Annotated in this window: 14 protein-coding genes and 1 riboswitch; of the genes, 12 read left to right on the top strand and 2 right to left on the bottom strand. The window is 37.5% G+C overall.

Features of this window, described 5'->3' with window-relative positions:
• Positions 1 to 92: 92 nt before the first annotated feature.
• Complete coding sequence (hutI, locus tag EGX73_RS01360) at positions 93 to 1,358, top strand: imidazolonepropionase (RefSeq protein ID WP_003125720.1); 1,266 nt, start codon at positions 93 to 95, stop codon at positions 1,356 to 1,358.
• 168 nt (positions 1,359 to 1,526) lie between these two features.
• Entirely contained in the window at positions 1,527 to 4,577 is a 3,051-nt protein-coding gene (locus tag EGX73_RS01355; RefSeq protein WP_123866655.1) for an AAA family ATPase, read from the top strand.
• Between the two features lie 130 nt (positions 4,578 to 4,707).
• On the opposite strand, the gene EGX73_RS16095 is transcribed toward EGX73_RS01355, so the two are convergent.
• Positions 4,708 to 4,851, bottom strand: a complete 144-nt coding sequence (locus EGX73_RS16095; RefSeq protein WP_253764175.1) for a glutamate mutase L — start codon at positions 4,849 to 4,851, stop codon at positions 4,708 to 4,710.
• Positions 4,852 to 4,871: 20 nt separating this feature from the next.
• The gene (locus EGX73_RS01350; protein ID WP_253764174.1) at positions 4,872 to 6,101 is read right to left on the bottom strand and encodes a glutamate mutase L; all 1,230 of its coding nucleotides are present in this window, start codon (positions 6,099 to 6,101) and stop codon (positions 4,872 to 4,874) included.
• A gap of 588 nt (positions 6,102 to 6,689) precedes the next feature.
• On the opposite strand from EGX73_RS01350, the gene ftcD reads away from it, so the two are divergent.
• From ftcD to EGX73_RS01300, 10 genes are all read left to right on the top strand, one after another.
• Positions 6,690 to 7,589 (top strand): glutamate formimidoyltransferase, encoded by a 900-nt coding sequence (gene ftcD, locus EGX73_RS01345; RefSeq protein ID WP_003125723.1) that lies wholly within the window; start codon positions 6,690 to 6,692, stop codon positions 7,587 to 7,589.
• A 13-nt stretch (positions 7,590 to 7,602) separates the two neighbouring features.
• Positions 7,603 to 8,229, top strand: a complete 627-nt coding sequence (locus EGX73_RS01340; RefSeq protein ID WP_003125724.1) for a cyclodeaminase/cyclohydrolase family protein — start codon at positions 7,603 to 7,605, stop codon at positions 8,227 to 8,229.
• 37 nt (positions 8,230 to 8,266) lie between these two features.
• Entirely contained in the window at positions 8,267 to 9,934 is a 1,668-nt protein-coding gene (locus tag EGX73_RS01335; protein ID WP_034704066.1) for a formate--tetrahydrofolate ligase, read from the top strand.
• A gap of 128 nt (positions 9,935 to 10,062) precedes the next feature.
• Positions 10,063 to 11,430, top strand: coding sequence for an APC family permease (locus tag EGX73_RS01330; protein WP_003125727.1), 1,368 nt, complete (start codon positions 10,063 to 10,065; stop codon positions 11,428 to 11,430).
• A 109-nt stretch (positions 11,431 to 11,539) separates the two neighbouring features.
• Complete coding sequence (gene hutH, locus EGX73_RS01325; protein ID WP_003125729.1) at positions 11,540 to 13,072, top strand: histidine ammonia-lyase; 1,533 nt, start codon at positions 11,540 to 11,542, stop codon at positions 13,070 to 13,072.
• A gap of 82 nt (positions 13,073 to 13,154) precedes the next feature.
• On the top strand, positions 13,155 to 14,030 hold the full coding sequence (locus tag EGX73_RS01320) for a YitT family protein (RefSeq protein ID WP_086269045.1): 876 nt from the start codon (positions 13,155 to 13,157) through the stop codon (positions 14,028 to 14,030).
• Positions 14,031 to 14,039: 9 nt separating this feature from the next.
• On the top strand, positions 14,040 to 14,642 hold the full coding sequence (locus EGX73_RS01315; protein ID WP_086269046.1) for a HutD family protein: 603 nt from the start codon (positions 14,040 to 14,042) through the stop codon (positions 14,640 to 14,642).
• A riboswitch (THF riboswitch) is annotated at positions 14,626 to 14,723 on the top strand. (Overlaps the previous gene by 17 nt.)
• A 42-nt stretch (positions 14,724 to 14,765) precedes the next feature.
• Positions 14,766 to 15,287, top strand: coding sequence for a folate family ECF transporter S component (locus tag EGX73_RS01310; RefSeq protein WP_005470644.1), 522 nt, complete (start codon positions 14,766 to 14,768; stop codon positions 15,285 to 15,287).
• Positions 15,288 to 15,319: 32 nt separating this feature from the next.
• A complete protein-coding gene (locus EGX73_RS01305; RefSeq protein WP_123866654.1) occupies positions 15,320 to 16,660 on the top strand; it encodes a folylpolyglutamate synthase/dihydrofolate synthase family protein in 1,341 nt (446 codons plus the stop codon).
• Positions 16,661 to 16,945: 285 nt separating this feature from the next.
• Positions 16,946 to 18,307 carry a hypothetical protein gene (locus tag EGX73_RS01300; RefSeq protein ID WP_005470649.1) on the top strand — a complete coding sequence of 454 codons (1,362 nt, stop codon included), beginning with the start codon at positions 16,946 to 16,948 and terminating at the stop codon, positions 18,305 to 18,307.
• Positions 18,308 to 18,315: the final 8 nt, after the last annotated feature.

Genomic DNA, 18,315 nt, shown 5'->3' with positions numbered 1-18,315 from the left:
TTTTATAAATGGTTGAGACGCATCGTTTGACTTCTGTTAGACTATGATTTTTTATACTCAGAATATGAATAATTTGTAGAGGAGTAAGAATAATGAAAGCAGAAAAAATTTTAAACAATTTTAGTCAAATTTTTTGTCCGATTGATCAGGGTGCACCATTGAGAGGAAAGCAGATGAGTGAAGCGATAATCATCAACGGAGGCTATATCGCTATCAAGGATGGAAAGATTTTGCACGTAGGGGAAGGACAGCCAAACAATGATTTGGTTGATAAACATACGGAAATTATTGATTACACAGGGAAACTAGCGACACCTGGATTAATTGATTGTCACACACACCTCGTATATGGTGGTAGCCGAGAGCATGAGTTTGCCAAGAAATTAAATGGTGTGCCTTACTTAGAGATTTTAGCTGATGGTGGTGGGATTTTAAGTACAATGAATGCGACTAGACAAGCTTCATTTGACACGCTGTATAATAAATCTGCAGATCTGCTGGATAAAATGCTGATGCATGGTGTGACAACAGTAGAGGCTAAAAGCGGCTATGGATTGAATTGGGAAACAGAAAAAAAACAATTGGAAGTTGCAAAAAAATTGAATAACGAACATGCAATCGATATTGTTTCTACTTTTATGGGAGCTCATGCGATTCCAGCAGAGTATCAGGGACGTTCTAATGAGTTTATTGATTTAATCATTGATGAAATGCTCCCAAAAGTAAAAGCAGAAAAACTAGCAGAATTTTGTGATGTGTTTTGTGAAGAAGGGGTTTTCTCTGCCGAAGAATCTTATCGATTGTTAAAAGCCGCAAAAGAAATGGGATTTAAATTACGTATACACGCGGACGAGATTGCATCGATTGGGGGAGTAGATATTGCTGCACAGTTAGGTGCAGTTAGTGCTGAACACTTAATGATGATAACTGACGAAGGAATCAGAAAGTTGAGCGAAGCCAAAGTTATCGGGAATTTGCTGCCTGGAACCACCTTTAGCTTAATGGAAGACACGTATGCACCAGCAAGAAAAATGATCGACAAGGGTATGGCAATTACATTAACGACAGATAGTAACCCTGGAAGTTGTCCAACAGCAAATTTACAGTTTATTATGCAGTTAGGTTGCTTTATGCAAAAGCTTACTCCAATTCAAGTCTTTAATGCGGTTACGATTAATGCTGCGTATTCTATTTGTCGATCAAAGAGCGTAGGAAGCCTAGACAAAGGAAAATCGGCAGATATTACTATTTTTGATGCACCGAATATCGATTTTCCATTGTATTTTTTTGCGACTAATTTGGTTACACATGTATATAAGGCTGGAGATCTTGTCGTCTCGCAACGTCAGCATAGTTAGAAATCTTTTTGCAGAGAACTCTCCAATTCTAGTGATAGAGTTAGAGAGTTTTTCTTATAAAAGGTTTAGAAGGTTTAGAAGGTTATAATGGACAGTGTTGTAAGCGGTATCTTTATTAGGTTGGTTGTTTTAAAATAAAGATTAGTAAAACTGAAAGAAGGAGCAGTGATGGAGCATACATTGTCGTTTAAATTATTAGGAACACCAACAATAAAAGTGGATGGGAACATAAAAATTTTTTCTTTTTCAAAAATCAATGCTTTGCTGTATTACATGGTGATCAACAAACAAATTAGTCGGGATGAAATAGCAGGTATTTTATGGCCTAGTAAAGATGAAAAAAGTGCCAAGAAGAATTTGCGAAATACAATTTATCAAGCAAATCGCTCGTTGGGAGGGGAATTTATTGTTTCACCGAATAAATCTATTTTGACGTTTAATTCTGATTTAATCATTGAGAGTGATACGTATCGTTTTGAAAAGGATGCTTATGCTCATCTGGAAGACTATCGGGATGAATTTTTAAAAGGATTTTATTTGAAAGATTCCGATCTGTTTGATGCATGGTTGACTAAGATGCGTAATCTCTATGAACATCAATTTATTGAATGCTGCTATCAAAAGGTTGCAGAAGACATTTCATTTCATGCCGTAGCCGATGTAGAAAAAAATATCAGAAAATTAATTGCAATTGATGAATTTGATGAGCGCAATTATCAATTATTGATGCAATTTTATATTGAAAATCATCGCAATGGGAAAGCAATTGAAACCTATTATGAATTGGTAGAGACACTTAGAGATGAATTAGGAATTGAACCAAGTGAAGAAACAAAACAGCTCTATCAAAGAACATTACAGATTGCCAATCAAAAACAGCGAGTAAGTCAAAAAAAACACGCGAATCACTTTTATGGTCGATCCAATGAAGTGGAGCGCTTGGAGTTGAATTTGGCGAATTTAAAACAAAAAAAGCCATTTCAATCGGTCTTAGTTACTGGAGATTTAGGTGTGGGAAAGTCTTCATTGTGTCAATTAGTCATAGAAAATATTCAATATCCTTATGAGCTATTCAAAGTGACTTGTTATAAAACGGAACAAGAGCATTGCTTGCGTCCATGGCGTGAACTACTGCAACAGATCATCCATTTATTGCAAAGAGAAAAGCTAGCTGAAGTTAGTCAATGGCAACAAACATTTAGTCAACAATTTCCATTTTTTAATGATTTAATAGCACAACGCGTACTTCGGTCCATTGATTCTGTTGAGTTAAATTTTTTAGCACAATGCATATCGGAAGCTTTGCAACAGTTGGGGAAAATAACTCCTGTTGTCATTTTTATTGAAAACTTACAATGGATGGATCGAACCAGTATTAGGCTATTAACGAGTTTAATTCTGCATAACCCCCATCGGGATATCATTTTTATCATGACATTGCAATCAAGCTTTCGCAAGGAAATACAAGACTTTATCGTAAGCGTTCGCCGCTATGAAAAAATTATCACATTGAAATTACTTCCATTTCAAGATTTTGAGGTCAGGGCTTTTTGTGAGAAACAATTGCTTAATCATACGTTCCAAACATCTACAATAGATTTTATTATGAGAGAATCAGAAGGTGTTCCTCTGTACATTAGTGAGTACTTAAATCAATTGGAAGAGAGCAACACATTGGAAAGATTAACGCAAAACATAAAGGATAAGCTTAGTCTACAGTTTGTAAACTTATTGCCTGTAGAAGTGGAATTGATTGACTTGATTTCTTTCTTTCAGAAATTAGCATTTATGAGTGTACTAATTGAGTTAGTCGATGGTCAAAAAGCAGAGGTTTATAAAGCGCTCGATAATTTAATCAAGCAAGGATTGATCAATGAGAATATTTATCTCGATGAAGTATGCTTTAGTTTTAAACATAATAAGATGAAACAATTTATTTATGCACAACAATCAGATATGAAATTACGTGTGATACATGAAAAAATTGCTGTTTTATTAGAGCAAAAGTTAAATGAAGCAAAAAACGATAGCGAATTATTGGCAGCAATCGGGTATCACTATCGTCAGGCGCATCAAGAACTTAAGTCCTTAGATTATGAACTTTCTCATCATCAATTATTTTTACGTATTCAACATGAACTCTTTCCAATCTATCATCAAGAACATTTGGCATCACGTGAATTGGTCAGAAGAGAAGCCCCAAATGAATTAGAAAAATTCAAAGAGATAGGTGCAAGACTTAAAGAAATTGAAGGACAGTATGCAGAAGATAGTACTTATCAGTTGTTGCTCGTCAGATTTCTTTATCTAGAAGGTCGCTTTTTCATCAATTCCGGGGACTATAATCGAGGAATTGAAAACATTCAGCGAGTAATCGTAAAAGCGAAAGACTTTCATCTAACAACCTATTTATTGCGCGGGTATCGTCAAATGATTTATTACTATATTCAAACTGATAATGCGACGGACATGGCACATTATATCGATTTGGCAATGGATGTAGCAATTACTGCCAATAACAACGAATCTATCGGTATTTTATTGCGATTGAAAGGTTTGTATCATCTGATGATCGGTGATTTGGATCAAGCAGAATCGTACATCCAAGAATCGATTACAATTTTTAATATTGCCAACCGTTTTGACGAAAAGTATAACAGCAATATTGCTGCCGCGTATGATTATCTAGCAGAAATCCAGCGTTTGCGGTCTAACTATGAGCAGTCTATCAAACTGCAACAAAAAGCCATCAATTTGTGTGAAGGAAATAATTTGGTGACGAGCTTGGCTATTTTTTATGTTGATATGGGAATTACACTGTATGCAAAAAAAGATTATGATCAAGCGGAAACCTATTTTCTCAAGGCAAATGAATATTTTGAAGTTACTACTTCATTATGGAAAAGGGTTCAGTTAAATGCTTATTTAACATTAATTTACCTTCACAAAAAAGATTATGGAAAAGTGATAGAGTTTATTGAAAAGACAAGCTGTTACCAAAATCAACTAGCTAATCCGCGTGATAGTGGTCTCGTTTATTTTATCAAAGCACTGGTAAAAGAAAAGTGTCTAAATGAGAGGCATGCAAATCTACAATTAAATCATTTGGTTAAAGAAGATTTATCGTACTATTTGACAAAAGCAATGGACAACCTTAGTCAATATCGAGACCGCTATGAGTTGCAAGTTTTAAAAGAATTCTTTCATGTAAATCTATAAGATTGATATCTGAGGCTGTGACAGATGTGATCAGTTTCAAGAAATGAGAAGAAAATTCCGAAAAAGCTATTACTAACCGCTTATTCAGAAGAAGCTGTGACAAAACTTTTGTCACAGCTTCTTTTCACAACTAAGGGTTGAGTCGATAAAGTTTCTTCTTTAGAATGTTCAATGCTGCTTCGGGATAGTTTTGACTTAAAAGTCCCATTGCAGATAAAAGGTAGTCTTGGTCAATAAGAATTTGCGGATCTACTGGTAGCAAAGTATTAGACATGCCCTTGATGTCAGGTTTAACTATTTTTTAGGAGATTGACTATGAATGATAACGCCACCAGTACCAATGATTGTTTGGAAATTTCGAAGATCTTTTCCATGCTGGTAGTAGATTGTACGATTTGGCGTATATTCTTTTCTTATCTTTCCAGCATGTCTCTCTAAAGCGATAGCCGTTGCCGATTGAGCTAAAAATTGATCAATTAGGCATTCTTCTCGTGTCTTTGGTACATATGTTGGATGACTACATCTATAATAGCAAGCAGCTTGAAGAGTCGTAAATTTCCAAGAAGACAATGCCCTGATTCGATTGGAATCTTCTACAATGCACCTTAGCAAGCTTACTGCAGAAGAACGCATACCGAGATCACCTTCTACGGTACGTTTCAAATAGGGTTCTTCCAATCCTTCAAAGTAAACATTTTCTGCTTGGGGTAAACCATCTCCAACAGAATGAATATCTGTTGTCGCTCCCCCAATGTCAACAACGACTAAATTCCCAAAACCTTTCGAAGCTTGTGTCCCTTCTTTTAATAGCTTGGCTGCAGCTAATACAGCTTTAGGGGTGGGGATGATGGGGGCACTTGCGTGAGCTGCAACTTGATGAATCCCTTTTGAATGAACAATTTTTTCTAAGAAAACTTTTTGGGCAATTTTTCTAACCGGAATAGGATTCAGCTTATTAACATCAGGCATCACGTTTTCGGTAAAGTAAGTATTATTTCGATCTTGCAAGAGCTTAGATAATTCTCCATAGCTGTCTTCGTTGCCAGCTACAATCAATGCAATCTCTGTAGAAAGCTGAGTAAGAAGACGGGCATTGTGACGGATGATTTCTTGATTTCCACCATTACACCCTCCTGTCAACAAAACAACATCTGGCTTTTGTTGTTCTATTTCCTCAAGCTGGTCCAGTGTCAAACGATAACAAAAAGTTTGAAGAATACGACTGCCTGCCCCCAGAGCCGCTCTTTTCGCCGCTTCTAATGTCAAACTCTCAGTTAAACCAATGGCAATCATTTTAAAGCCTCCCCATGCGGAAGAACAGAAATATTCTTCTATCTTTACTTGATCAGAAAATTTTAACGTTTGAAGTAATGCTTTTTTCCCTTCTGTATAGCACAACTGTAACCCGTCTTGACTACTTGTGGGAATCTGAGCTGTATGAAGGACTTCCATGGCGCTAGGATCGACCAGAGTTAATTTTGTATATGTGCTGCCAAAATCAATCAACAAAACAATTTTCTTCATGTTTCCACCTCTTTATTTGCTGATAATTTTCCAAAAGTTCAAAAGAATTATCGGCATAATAATTATTTTTTTCTAATGTTTATGTATAAAAAACGAAGGGCACCGACTATTAAACGTCAAAAATAAAACTTGAAGATTTTTTATGTGTTGATTACAAATTTTTGTTTATGAGTGTACCTATTCAAGCAAAAAAAGTACTTTGTAAAAGAAATCAAAAAGATTAAATAAAGTCTGTCTTGTTTTTTATTCAATGCGCAACGATAGGTTACCTTCAGTTTAAAAAAGAAAGTCAAAAAAAGGTCAAATAAAATAAAAGACAAAAAAATGCGGAAGACAATTAGGAGAATTTTCCAAAAAAAAACAGAATTTTAATTATGAAAAAATTATGAAAAGCTTTTTTTTACGGAGTTTGCAACCGATTTGAAAGAGTGATAAGCTGATTTCGGTGAATGAAAGCGGTAACAAATAAATTGGGATATTAGGAGGTGTTGAAATAAAAATAACGCTATTCATAGATTTTTTTTAATGTAGTAAGAACAAATTTATGCCGTACCTAAAGTTCAAAATAAAAACAAGGAGCAATAGACCATGACAAAATTAATTGAATGTATTCCGAACTTCAGTGATGGAAGAAATCAAAAGGTTATTGATGGGTTGGTGGAGATCGCTAAGAATGTTAAAGGTGTCACATTGTTGGATCATTCTTCTGACACATCTCATAATCGTAGTGTTTTTACACTCGTTGGTGATGAAGAAGGAATCCAAGAAGTAGTATTTCAATTAGTGAAGTTTGCAAGTGAGAATATTGATATGACGAAGCATCAAGGAGAACATCCTCGTATGGGGGCAACAGATGTGGTTCCTTTTGTGCCGATCAAAGATGTCACCATGGAAGAGTGCATTGCTATTTCTAAGAAAGTAGCTCAACGAATCAATGAAGAATTACAGATTCCCATTTTTCTATATGAAGATTCAGCCACTACACCCGTACGTAAAAATTTAGCGAAGATCCGCAAAGGACAATTTGAGAAAATGCCAGAAAAACTTTTGGAAGAAGAATGGCAACCAGATTATGGCGAACGCAAAATTCATCCAACCGCTGGTGTCACAGCAGTGGGTGCCAGAATGCCTTTAGTTGCATTCAATGTGAATTTGGATACAGATAATATTGAGATTGCCAATAAAATCGCTAAAATTGTTCGCGGATCCTCTGGAGGATGGAAATACTGCAAGGGTATTGGTGTCATGCTTGAAGATCGTAATATTGCTCAAGTATCTATGAATATGGTGAACTTCGAGAAAACACCGCTGTATCGTGTGTTTGAAACGATTCGCTTTGAAGCAAAACGTTATGGTGTGTCGGTTATTGGCAGTGAAGTAATCGGATTAACGCCAGCAAAAGCCTTGATTGATTGTGCTGAATATTATTTACAGATTGAAGAGTTCAATTATAATAAGCAAGTTTTCGAAAATCATTTATTGAATTGATAGGGGGATTGTCATGAAACTCGTTGAGATGCAAATAAACGATTTCATTGCTGTTTTAGGTTCGGATACACCGGCACCAGGTGGGGGATCTGCTTCAGCATTAGCTGCCGCACAAGGAATTGCTTTGACAAAGATGGTGACAGAACTCACGATTGGCAAAAAAAAATATGCAGAGTTCGAAGACGAAATTGAATTACTGCAAAAAAAAGCTAAATCTTTGCAAGAGGGTTTACTCAGGGCAATTGATGAAGATACAGAAGCTTTTAATCAAGTGTCAGCTGTTTTTGGACTCCCAAAAACAACCGAAGAAGAAAAAAAAGCCCGCCGAGAAGCAATGCAGAGTGCTTTAAAAGGAGCAGCTGTTACACCTTTTTCTATGATGGAAAAAATTGTGGATGCGTTAAAAGTCACACAGGCTGCGGTTGGCAAATCAAATACCAATGCTGCTAGTGATTTGGGAGTAGCTGCTTTGAATTTAAAGGCAGCTTTACAAGGTGCGTGGTTGAATGTATTGATTAACCTTGCAAGCATCAAAGACGAAATGTTTGTTCGCCAATACCGCAAAGCCGGGGAATCGCTAGTTGAGGAAGGCAGCAAAATTGCTGATGCAACCTATCAACAAATACTTGAATCGCTGTAATCATTTAGATTGGTAGATAGAAAGGAAGTTTATGGACATGGTCTTATCAGATATTGAAATTGCAAATTCTGTTGTGATGAAGCCGATTGAAGAAATTGCTGAATCAATTGGTATTGCTAAAGAAAATCTGTCTCTTTATGGAAAATATAAAGCAAAGATCAATAATATTGAGTCATTGGATGACAACGAGGATGGCAAGCTCATTCTAGTGACCGCAATTACGCCTACACCTGCTGGAGAAGGAAAAACCACTACTTCAGTAGGTCTCGTCGATGCATTGACAGCCATTGGGAAAAAAGCAGTGATTGCATTACGCGAGCCTTCATTAGGTCCTGTATTTGGTGTGAAAGGTGGTGCTGCTGGTGGTGGACATGCTCAAGTAGTCCCAATGGAGGACATCAACTTACATTTTACCGGTGATTTTCATGCAATTAGTGCCGCCAATAATTTATTAGCGGCACTATTAGATAATCATATTCATCAGGGGAACCTTCTCCAAATTGATTCTCGCAGAATTACTTGGAAACGTGTGGTAGATATGAATGATCGCCAATTGCGTCACATTGTAAATGGTCTTCAAGGACGAGTAAATGGCGTGCCACGTGAGGATGGGTATGACATTACAGTTGCATCAGAAATTATGGCCATTCTATGCTTAGCTAACGATATTGCTGACTTAAAAAATAAGCTGAGAAAAATCATCGTTGCATATAATTACGATGGGGAGCCGGTAACTGCTGGGGATTTGAAAGCAGAAGGGGCAATGGCCGCCCTATTAAAAGAGGCAATTCAGCCAAATATTGTACAGACATTGGAGCATGCCCCTGCTTTTATTCACGGAGGTCCATTTGCAAATATCGCACATGGATGCAACAGCGTATTGGCAACGAAACTTGCGCTAAAGTATGCCGATTATGCAGTGACAGAGGCCGGCTTTGGCGCTGACTTGGGAGCTGAGAAATTTATAGATATCAAATGTCGTTTAGCTAATCTACGACCAGATGCGGTTGTTTTGGTAGCAACGATTCGTGCGTTAAAAATGCACGGTGGCGTGAAGAAAAGCGATTTAGGAATAGAAAATGTCGATGCAGTATTTGCTGGAATACCTAACTTGTCTAAACACTTAGAGAATATTAAAGAAGTATACGGGATGCCAGTTGTTGTAGCTATTAACAAATTTCCAACAGATACAGATGCAGAATTAGCTGCGGTAGAGAAAGCTTGTAAAGAAATGGACGTTGCAGTTGTTCTATCTGATGTTTGGGGGAAAGGAAGTGCTGGCGGTAAAGAGCTGGCGGAAAAAGTAGTTGCACTAGCAGAAGAGCCAAATCATTTTAGCTATGTCTATGATTTGGATGATTCAATTGAAGAAAAACTAAATAAAATCGTCCAAAAAGTATACGGTGGGGCAGGCGTAGAATTGGCACCAAGTGCGAAAAAAGAATTAAAGGAATTGGAACGTCTTGGATTTGGTAATTATCCAATTTGTATGGCAAAAACCCAATACTCATTTTCAGATGATGCGTCACTACTTGGAGCGCCAAAAGATTTTACTGTGATGATCCGTAATCTCAAAGTATCTGCCGGGGCAGGATTTATTGTTGCGTTGACAGGAGCTGTTATGACGATGCCGGGATTACCAAAATCTCCAGCAGCTGAAAGAATTGATATTGATGAAAAAGGAAATATAACCGGATTATTCTAGCAGTTTAGAGCTATTTTACAAGGAGGTGGAGGGAACTCTCTTTGTAAAATAGCTAACATGAACTGCTTACTAGAATAAAACGTGTAATTGAAAACGTTTTACAATAAAAAAAGAAGAGGTGAAATAGTATGCAAAAAGATGTCGAGGTTTCAGAGATAACGGATATTAAAGACATTGACTCCGCAGAGCTAGCGAAAAATGAGAATGCAAAATTTAGCTTTGGTGGTGCGACGCTATACGGAATCAATGCAGTAATTGGTTCAGGAATTTTTCTTTTGCCCCGAACCATTTACCAAGATTTAGGTCCTGCTTCTCTTGTTGCAATGGTTTTAGATGCGGTCTTGGTTTTGATGTTGGCCGTTTGCTTCGCCGAAGTTGCGGGTTACTTCAATAAGAATGGCGGAGCTTTCCAATATTCGAAAACAGCATTTGGCGATTTTATTGGATTTAATGTTGGTGTTCTGGGGTGGTTTGTGACGATTATTGCGTGGGCTGCAATGGCTGCAGGTTTTGCGAAACTTCTGATCCAAACTTTTCCAGCGTTAGAAGGACAGAATACATTGATTAGCATTTGTTTGGTTATTTTCTTATCTGTGATTAATAGTATGGGGATTAAGACTTCAAAAATTTTTACGATTGTTATTACAATAGCTAAATTGATTCCAATTATTGCTTTCACACTGATTGCAGTTTTTTTCATCAAAAATGGAATCAATCAAGGAAACTTTACACCGTTTCTACAATTGAATCCTGACATGACTTTATCTAAAGCCATGGCCTCAACGTCACTCACTGTCTTTTATGCTTTTATTGGTTTTGAAGCTTTACCTGTAGTAGCTGGAGAAATGCGGAATGCCAAAAAAAATGTGCCAAAAGCGATTATTGGATCCATAAGTATTGTTTCGCTGCTTTATTTTATGATTATTGCGGGAACGATTGCCATGCTTGGAACGGGAATTTTACAAAGCAATGCGCCAGTTCAAGATGCTTTTGTTGAAATGATTGGACCAGCTGGGAAATGGATTATTTCAATCGGGGCCTTGATTTCAATTGCTGGCTTGAATATGGGAGATTCTCTGATGATTCCGCGATATGGAGCTTCAATCGCGGATGAAGGATTGTTACCTAAGGTGATTGCTAAAAAAAATAATAAAAATGCACCTATCGTTGCTATTATTTTTTCTGGTTTACTAACCATAGCTTTTCTACTAAGCGGATCATTTGAACAATTAGCGGAACTGTCCGTAGTCTTTCGTTTCTTCCAGTACATTCCGACTGCATTGGCAGTTATTTGGTTGAGAAAAAAAGACATGGAAAATGTGCCTGCTTTCCGGCTGCCGTTTGGTCCAGTCATTCCAATTATCTCCATAGTTGTTAGTATTTGGATGGTCGCTGCGGCCAATCCGATCAATTTAATAGCTGGAGTTATTGGAGTTATAGTAGCAAGCATCTTGTATCTACTCTTAAACAATAATAAATCGAAGCAAGTAAATTAGAAAACTTGTGGAAACTGATACTTGGAAGGAATTTATTAGAAAAGTGGGGAATAAAACGATGAAAATGTTGATAAAAGAAGAAGCTCAGAATACCATTCCTAGTCAAGAAATGATTATTTTGGATGGTGCTAGCCTAACTTTAGAAGACGTAGTGGCTGTAGCACGCAACCATCGTCAATGTGTAATAGCCGAAAGTGCCAAAGAAGCAGTGAAAGAGTCGCGCAGGATTGTTGATAAAATTGTAGAGGAACGTCGTGTTGTTTATGGAGTCAATACGGGATTTGGTTCTCTTTGTAATGTCAGTATTTCAAAAGAAGACACTGTGCAATTACAAGAAAATTTGATTCGTACTCATTCTGCTGGTTACGGCGAGCCATTTTCGGAAGATATTGTACGAGCTATTATGCTGATTCGAATTAATTCGTTGATTAAAGGCTATTCTGGTATTCGTTTAAGCACTGTAGAAGCATTGTTAGCGATGTTGAACGTAGGTGTCCATCCCTACATTCCAGAGAAAGGCTCATTAGGAGCATCCGGTGATCTAGCCCCATTAGCTCATATGGTTTTACCATTACTAGGTTTAGGTAAGGCTTATTATAAGGGCACGTTGTATTCTGGGAAAGAAGCAATGGAAAAAGCAGGATTGAAAATGATTCAATTAAGTGCCAAAGAAGGATTAGCTTTTATCAATGGGACAACAGTTTTGAACGCGGTTGGGGCATTGGCAACGTATGATGCTATTCAGTTATTAAAACTTTCAGATGTTGCAGGAGCACTCTCATTGGAAGTTCATGACGGAATTTCTAGTCCTTTTAAAGAAGACCTTCATACGATTCGCCCGCAAAGTGGGCAATTAGCAACCGCTCGTAATATTCGTCGTTTAATTGAAGATAGTAAATATATTACGGAAGCGACACCAGATCATGTTCAAGATCCTTACACATTACGTTGTATGCCGCAAATTCATGGTGCTAGTAAAGATTCGATTGCATATGTAAAAGAAAAAGTAGAAATTGAGATTAATTCAGTTACTGATAATCCAATCATTTCTAGAAATGGTGAAGTGATTTCCGGAGGGAATTTTCATGGAGAACCTTTGGCGCAACCATTTGATTTTTTGGGTATTGCTGCCGCTGAGATTGGCAATGTATCTGAACGAAGAGTAGAACGATTGGTGAATCACCAATTAAGTAATCTGCCTTCGTTCTTGGTGAAACATCCGGGGTTGAACTCTGGTTTTATGATCACACAATATGCATGTGCATCTCTGGTTTCAGAAAATAAAATCTTGGCACACCCAGCTAGTGTAGATTCAATACCATCCTGTGAAAATCAAGAAGACTTTGTTAGCATGGGTACAACTGCTGCCCGAACAGCTCTAGAAATCGTCAAAAATTCTCGGCGGGTCGTTGCAACTGAAATCATGGCGGCTTGCCAAGCACTAGACATCAAAGGATATCAGTCAGGACTTGGCAAAGGCACAAAAGCAGCTTATCTTGCATTTCGTCGACAAGTAAACTTTATTGAGCATGATAAAGACATCGAAATGTATGATGAATTAAACAAAGCAACTACCGTTTTAGAAGATAGAGATTTCTTAAAAGAAATTGAGAAACAAGTGACATTGGATCTGCAGTTTTAAAGGTATGACCTGATTTGTGCCGATTGACCGATATCAGAGGAAGAGATGTCTTCCTTTTATTTAAAGAAAAGGAAAGAGGATTATGTCACGTTTTAAAAGAATAGATATCTGGCAAGAGGTGGTTACAAAATTAACAGTGATTCTTATTTATGCCTTTTTATATTCCTTGGCGCTGAATCTTTTTTGGCAGCCAGGGAATATTTATGCCGGCGGCTTAACTGGGATCGCACAAATCATTGCGACTGGTCTTGCTAAAAGCCATATTGAAGTCCCTATTTCAGTTATATATTATCTCCTGAATGTTCCAATGTTTATGCTTGCATGGTTCAAAATTAATCGCAAGTTTGTCATCTATACGGTTATTTGTGTAACGGTTGCATCATTTGCCATCCACATCGTCCCAAGTACTGAGCTAACTACAGATCCGATTATTTGCGCCATTTTTGGGGGAACAATCAATGGCTTTTCTTTGGGGCTGGCATTAAAATATGGACTTTCAACTGGTGGTATGGATGCGCTCATTCTTACAATCAGACAAATCACCGGTCGAAGTATTGGCGTGATTTCGATTGTTTTGAATGGAGTCATTGTATTGGTAGCCGGTTATTTATTTGGCTGGCCCTATGCTTTTTATAGTGTTTTATCCATTTTTATAAGTGGAAAAGTTACAGATCTAGTGTATGTCAAACATAAAAAAGTTCAGGTGACGATTATTACGCAAAAGCCGAATGAAGTTATCCCAGCTCTGCAAGAAAAATTAAGTCGTGGAATCACGATCATTCCATATGCACTAGGCGCATATAATCAAGAAACTCAAGCGATTCTGATTTTGGTTATTACTACTTACGAAATGGAAATTTTGGATCAAATCATGAAAGATGTTGATCAAAAGGCTTTTGTCAGTGTGGCACAAGATATTAAAATTTTGAGTCAATTTGAAGAATTAGATATTGTTTAAGGAAGAAGTGTGGGAACAATCGAGAAGAAAACATGTGAAGATTACTTGTCCACAAAGTGGTCTGGAGGACAGACTACAGAACTTTTAGTGGAACCTGATTCAAGTAGCTTAGCTAAACGAGATTTTGATTTCCGTCTCTCAACTGCGACAGTGACTATGAATACCGTGGAATTTTCTGACTTTACTGGTTATCAACGAATCCTTATGTCTTTGGATAATCCAGTTAGATTAGGGCAATTAGGTTCTTGGATTAGCCTAAATGCTTTTGAGCCCCACCATTTCGATGGTAAATTAAAAACAACGTGTCAGGGTGAGTGTCAAGATTTTAATGTTATTTTTAAAGACGATTACGACGTCTTTGTTCAGGCGCTTAAAGGAAATGAGATGCATTTTATTAAACCGCAGACTATTGCTGTCATTTATGCATTGGAGAATCTTTCAATAGTGCTTCTGGGCGATAGGACACAGCGACAAATGTTGCAAAAAAATGAAATGCTGGTTATAAAAGATGAAACATTTATACAAGTGGAATCTAGTTCATCAGAGAAACAGAATCTTGCAAACAACAGGATTGCTGTTTTGACAAAAATAAAAAAACAGAGTAGAAGATAGAGCGTTAAGTGCTATAAGGATGGGATGTTGCCTTTTAGACGAAGAAACAAATTTCACGATTCTATCTTTGCATTCGCTGCATAAATTAATTGTGTAGCAGCTCTATTAAAGGAGATGCTAAGAATGAAGAAAAAAATAGACGCACATATTATCGCAACAATGGGATTACTGATTGGATTAATGGTCGTTTTGTCTCAAGTATTAGGGTTTGAAACCCAGCTGTTGAAAATTACCTTTGATTTTGTTCCAGAAGTGGTTATGGCTAGTTTATTTGGCCCTTGGTGGACAGCAATTGGTGCTTCAATTGCTGATATTATCGGGAATACTCTTTTAGGGAAAGCTCCTTTTTTCATTGGCTTTACACTGAATTCATTCATTGCAGGTTTGCTTTATGGCTACTTTTTTTATAAAAAGCCCATTACAATAAAAAATTCTTTTCTATGTGTTCTTTGCAATACATTAATTATCAGTTTGTGTCTGACACCAATTTGGTTGTCAATGATGTATGCAATTCCTTTGACCGATACGAAACTTTGGGGAATACGTATTGTCAAAGCGGTGATCATGCTACCTGTACAAACAGCCATGATCGTATTCTTTGGTCATGCGATTCCTTTGAAACGCTTCGCTCGTAATATTTTCTAAACGAACTAACAATTCTATTGGGGATGATAAGAATGTTTAAAACAGGAGATGAAGCAGTACGCTGGATTCATTCGCGCAAAAAATTTGGATCGCGGCCTGGTTTGATACGAGTCAACGAGCTACTGAAGCTGTGCGGTCATCCCGAAAAGAATAGTATCGGGATTCACATTGCAGGAACAAATGGAAAAGGTTCGACGGTAACTTACTTGCGTTGTTTATTAGAAATGCAGAAGCTAGCAGTGGGTACATTTACTTCGCCGTACATTGAAAGTTTTTATGAACGTATTTCGATTAATGGGAAAGCAATCTCCGCAGAAGAATTTGTCCAGCTAGCAAATGAATTTCGCCCTCTGGTAGATAGTATGGATGAGGATACACGCTATCAGGGAATAACAGAATTTGAGATATTGACTGCAATGGCCTTTTCTTATTTTCAAAAGCACGCAGACATCGCAATTTTCGAGGCAGGTATCGGGGGAAAATGGGACAGTACGAATGTTTTTATACCAATTTTAACTGCTATTACTACGATTGGATTAGATCATACAGATATATTAGGCGAAACTGAGGAAGAAATTGCCTTGCAAAAAGCTGGCATTATCAAAAAAAACATACCTATTTTTACAGGAAACATTTCGCAAAATGCAGTGAAAATAATTGAAGAAGTCGCTTCTAAAAAAAATGCGCCACTCTCTAAGAAAAATACCTCTTACCAAGTTCACTATGTGAAGCAAAGCCCTGAAAGTCATAGTCCTAAGGATTCTATAAGTGGAGAAATGTTTCACTTCGAAAATGAAGACTTTCAATTTTTAAATCTTAGAATTCCTTTATGTGGAAAATACCAAGTGGAAAATGCAGCAACTGCCCTTCAACTTTTTTTGCTTTATTGTCAGCAGCAAAACAAAGCGATACAAAAAGAGAGCATACAGAAAGCTTTAGAAAAAGCGCGATGGCCAGGTCGTATGGAGAAAATCAGTTCACAACCGACGATCATTATCGATGGGGCACACAATCCACATGCCATAAAAGAATTTGTTGATACAGTTACAGAAAAATTTCAACAAGGAAAGAAATATATTTTGTTTTCAGCGCTAACAACCAAAAATAGTAGGAAAATGATCCGACAGATGCAGCAAATCCCTAATAATTGCCTTATAATAACCACATTCGATTACCCGAAAGCGTTGAAAAAAGAAGATCTTGTTCGAGAAAATAGCCAATTTAAATATTATCAAGAGTGGCAACAAGGTATTAAGGAGATTGTTGCTAAAATGGGATCGAAAGATACTCTTTTTATTACTGGTTCATTATATTTTGTATCGCAAGTTCGCACATATTTATTAGATGATAGGAGATGTTTAGAAGGTATCTGAAGGAATAATCTGATCCATTAATCAACGTGTGTGAAGAAACCAGAGAAGCAATATAAGAATAAATATGAAAGAAACAGTAGAATGGTTAGAAATGACATACTTCAGTTTTTCCATCTTTGGAAAGCCTGAAGTATGTCACTTTTTTGCGAATGCTTTTATTTTTTCTAAAAACTATTTAATGAGGAACCCTTTTCTTAATTTCTTAAGAAGTGAAAAAGCATCTTGTGAGAAAAGAAACTTTTCATTATACTTCAAGTAATTGAAAACAAAAGGTGGGTTTTTCCCGTGAAAGAGCATAAAAAAATAGCAGCAATTCGGGTAGCGTTAGCTGTCGGTTTGACACTGATTGTGATTGGGCTAGTCATCTGGTTCATCATTGGCTTTTCTGTAGGACGAGCGGTCAGTTCGAGTGGTTCAAAATCATCAACTGTAGAGACTTCTCAAGTAAACCAATCCGCTATCAAAGAACAGCCCGTTACTTATTTTAATCAATTTCTGCCCTTTGAAAGCGAATTTAACTATGATCCGAATACACAAGGATTTAATTTATTTTATGATTTGATGCGCTATTTTTCTTCTGTGAAGGTGCAAGAAGATGTACGGATCGATTCTTACAGTGTGAGTGGTGCAACCTATCAAGATGGGCTGCTGACGGTAAAATTTACTGTGTGGCCCAAGTCGATCAATCGTGAGACGATGACATCTTATTGGGGGAAAGTTTCCGATGACGGTTCTGTGCGGGACATTTGTTGGCAAGTTAAGGTTGCTACGACTGCTCAAGGGGACAAAGCGATCACGAATGTAGATGCGGGAGATCTAAGTGCGATCACCGATAAGAACAATCAAATGACCACCTCAAAGGAAACGAATCAGACGATTGCGTATAAAACAGAAATTGGTAAGAGTCAATTGAAATTAACTTATGATAGCTGGAAACATCAAATCATTCTGCCCTATCCGTTAGATGATTTTTTTGGCGGCGAGTATAGTGGCGACAAACAAGCGCTGATCGCTGGCAGCTATATTTTGACTCCTGAACGGACTGGATTTATCCGAACGGAATATGCTAGTGAGGGCAGTCCAACTCAAAATGTCTATTATACTTATACGGAAAATCAAGGAAATACGTGGAAGAATGTTGCTCTGGCAGAGCAGACAGCAGCTGTACGTTTTCGCAAATTGACATTTGGCCAAGACGGTTTTGGTTACATTTTCTTATCGGGTGGCCGCGTAATGGGGCAGGAAGGCTATCTCTCATATGTGACCCAAGATGGTGGCAAGACTTGGCAGGAAAAGCAAGTGGCTAAGGGAATCAGCCGACTCTTGACGGACGCGTGCTACCTCAACGAGAATGTTGGCTTTATGAGTTTCGGCGGAGTAACGCCAACAGAACCAAGTCTCTATGTGACGACAGACGGAGGAAACACGTGGCTGGAAGCTGCTTTTGAAATGCCTGATGAATGGAAGAAGGTTTTCGTGGTTGCTGAAGCACCTTATCTAGAAGATGGAAAGTTGAAAGTTATGGTCAATCAAGGTCCCATGGGGGATTACAAAGGTGGAACAGTCAAAGGCGTATTTACCTCAGAAGACAATGGCATGACGTGGACGTATGTCTCTGAAATAGATTCAACGACTGATGAAGGCTAAGCTCGGTT

This window comes from Enterococcus sp. FDAARGOS_553, from assembly GCF_003812305.1.
GTDB lineage: Bacteria > Bacillota > Bacilli > Lactobacillales > Enterococcaceae > Enterococcus_D > Enterococcus_D gallinarum.
The sequence above is the reverse complement of the archived record's forward strand: the minus strand, read 5'-3'. Positions and strand labels throughout refer to the sequence as shown.

Bases quoted from the DNA above. Each gene is read 5' to 3' on its own strand.
- hutI (WP_003125720.1), top strand. From the start codon at position 93: ATGAAAGCAGAAAAAATTTTAAACAATTTTAGTCAAATTTTTTGTCCG.
- EGX73_RS01355 (WP_123866655.1), top strand. From the start codon at position 1,527: ATGGAGCATACATTGTCGTTTAAATTATTAGGAACACCAACAATAAAA.
- EGX73_RS16095 (WP_253764175.1), bottom strand. From the start codon at position 4,851: ATGTCTAATACTTTGCTACCAGTAGATCCGCAAATTCTTATTGACCAA.
- EGX73_RS01350 (WP_253764174.1), bottom strand. From the start codon at position 6,101: ATGAAGAAAATTGTTTTGTTGATTGATTTTGGCAGCACATATACAAAA.
- ftcD (WP_003125723.1), top strand. From the start codon at position 6,690: ATGACAAAATTAATTGAATGTATTCCGAACTTCAGTGATGGAAGAAAT.
- EGX73_RS01340 (WP_003125724.1), top strand. From the start codon at position 7,603: ATGAAACTCGTTGAGATGCAAATAAACGATTTCATTGCTGTTTTAGGT.
- EGX73_RS01335 (WP_034704066.1), top strand. From the start codon at position 8,267: ATGGTCTTATCAGATATTGAAATTGCAAATTCTGTTGTGATGAAGCCG.
- EGX73_RS01330 (WP_003125727.1), top strand. From the start codon at position 10,063: ATGCAAAAAGATGTCGAGGTTTCAGAGATAACGGATATTAAAGACATT.
- hutH (WP_003125729.1), top strand. From the start codon at position 11,540: ATGATTATTTTGGATGGTGCTAGCCTAACTTTAGAAGACGTAGTGGCT.
- EGX73_RS01320 (WP_086269045.1), top strand. From the start codon at position 13,155: ATGTCACGTTTTAAAAGAATAGATATCTGGCAAGAGGTGGTTACAAAA.
- EGX73_RS01310 (WP_005470644.1), top strand. From the start codon at position 14,766: ATGAAGAAAAAAATAGACGCACATATTATCGCAACAATGGGATTACTG.
- EGX73_RS01305 (WP_123866654.1), top strand. From the start codon at position 15,320: ATGTTTAAAACAGGAGATGAAGCAGTACGCTGGATTCATTCGCGCAAA.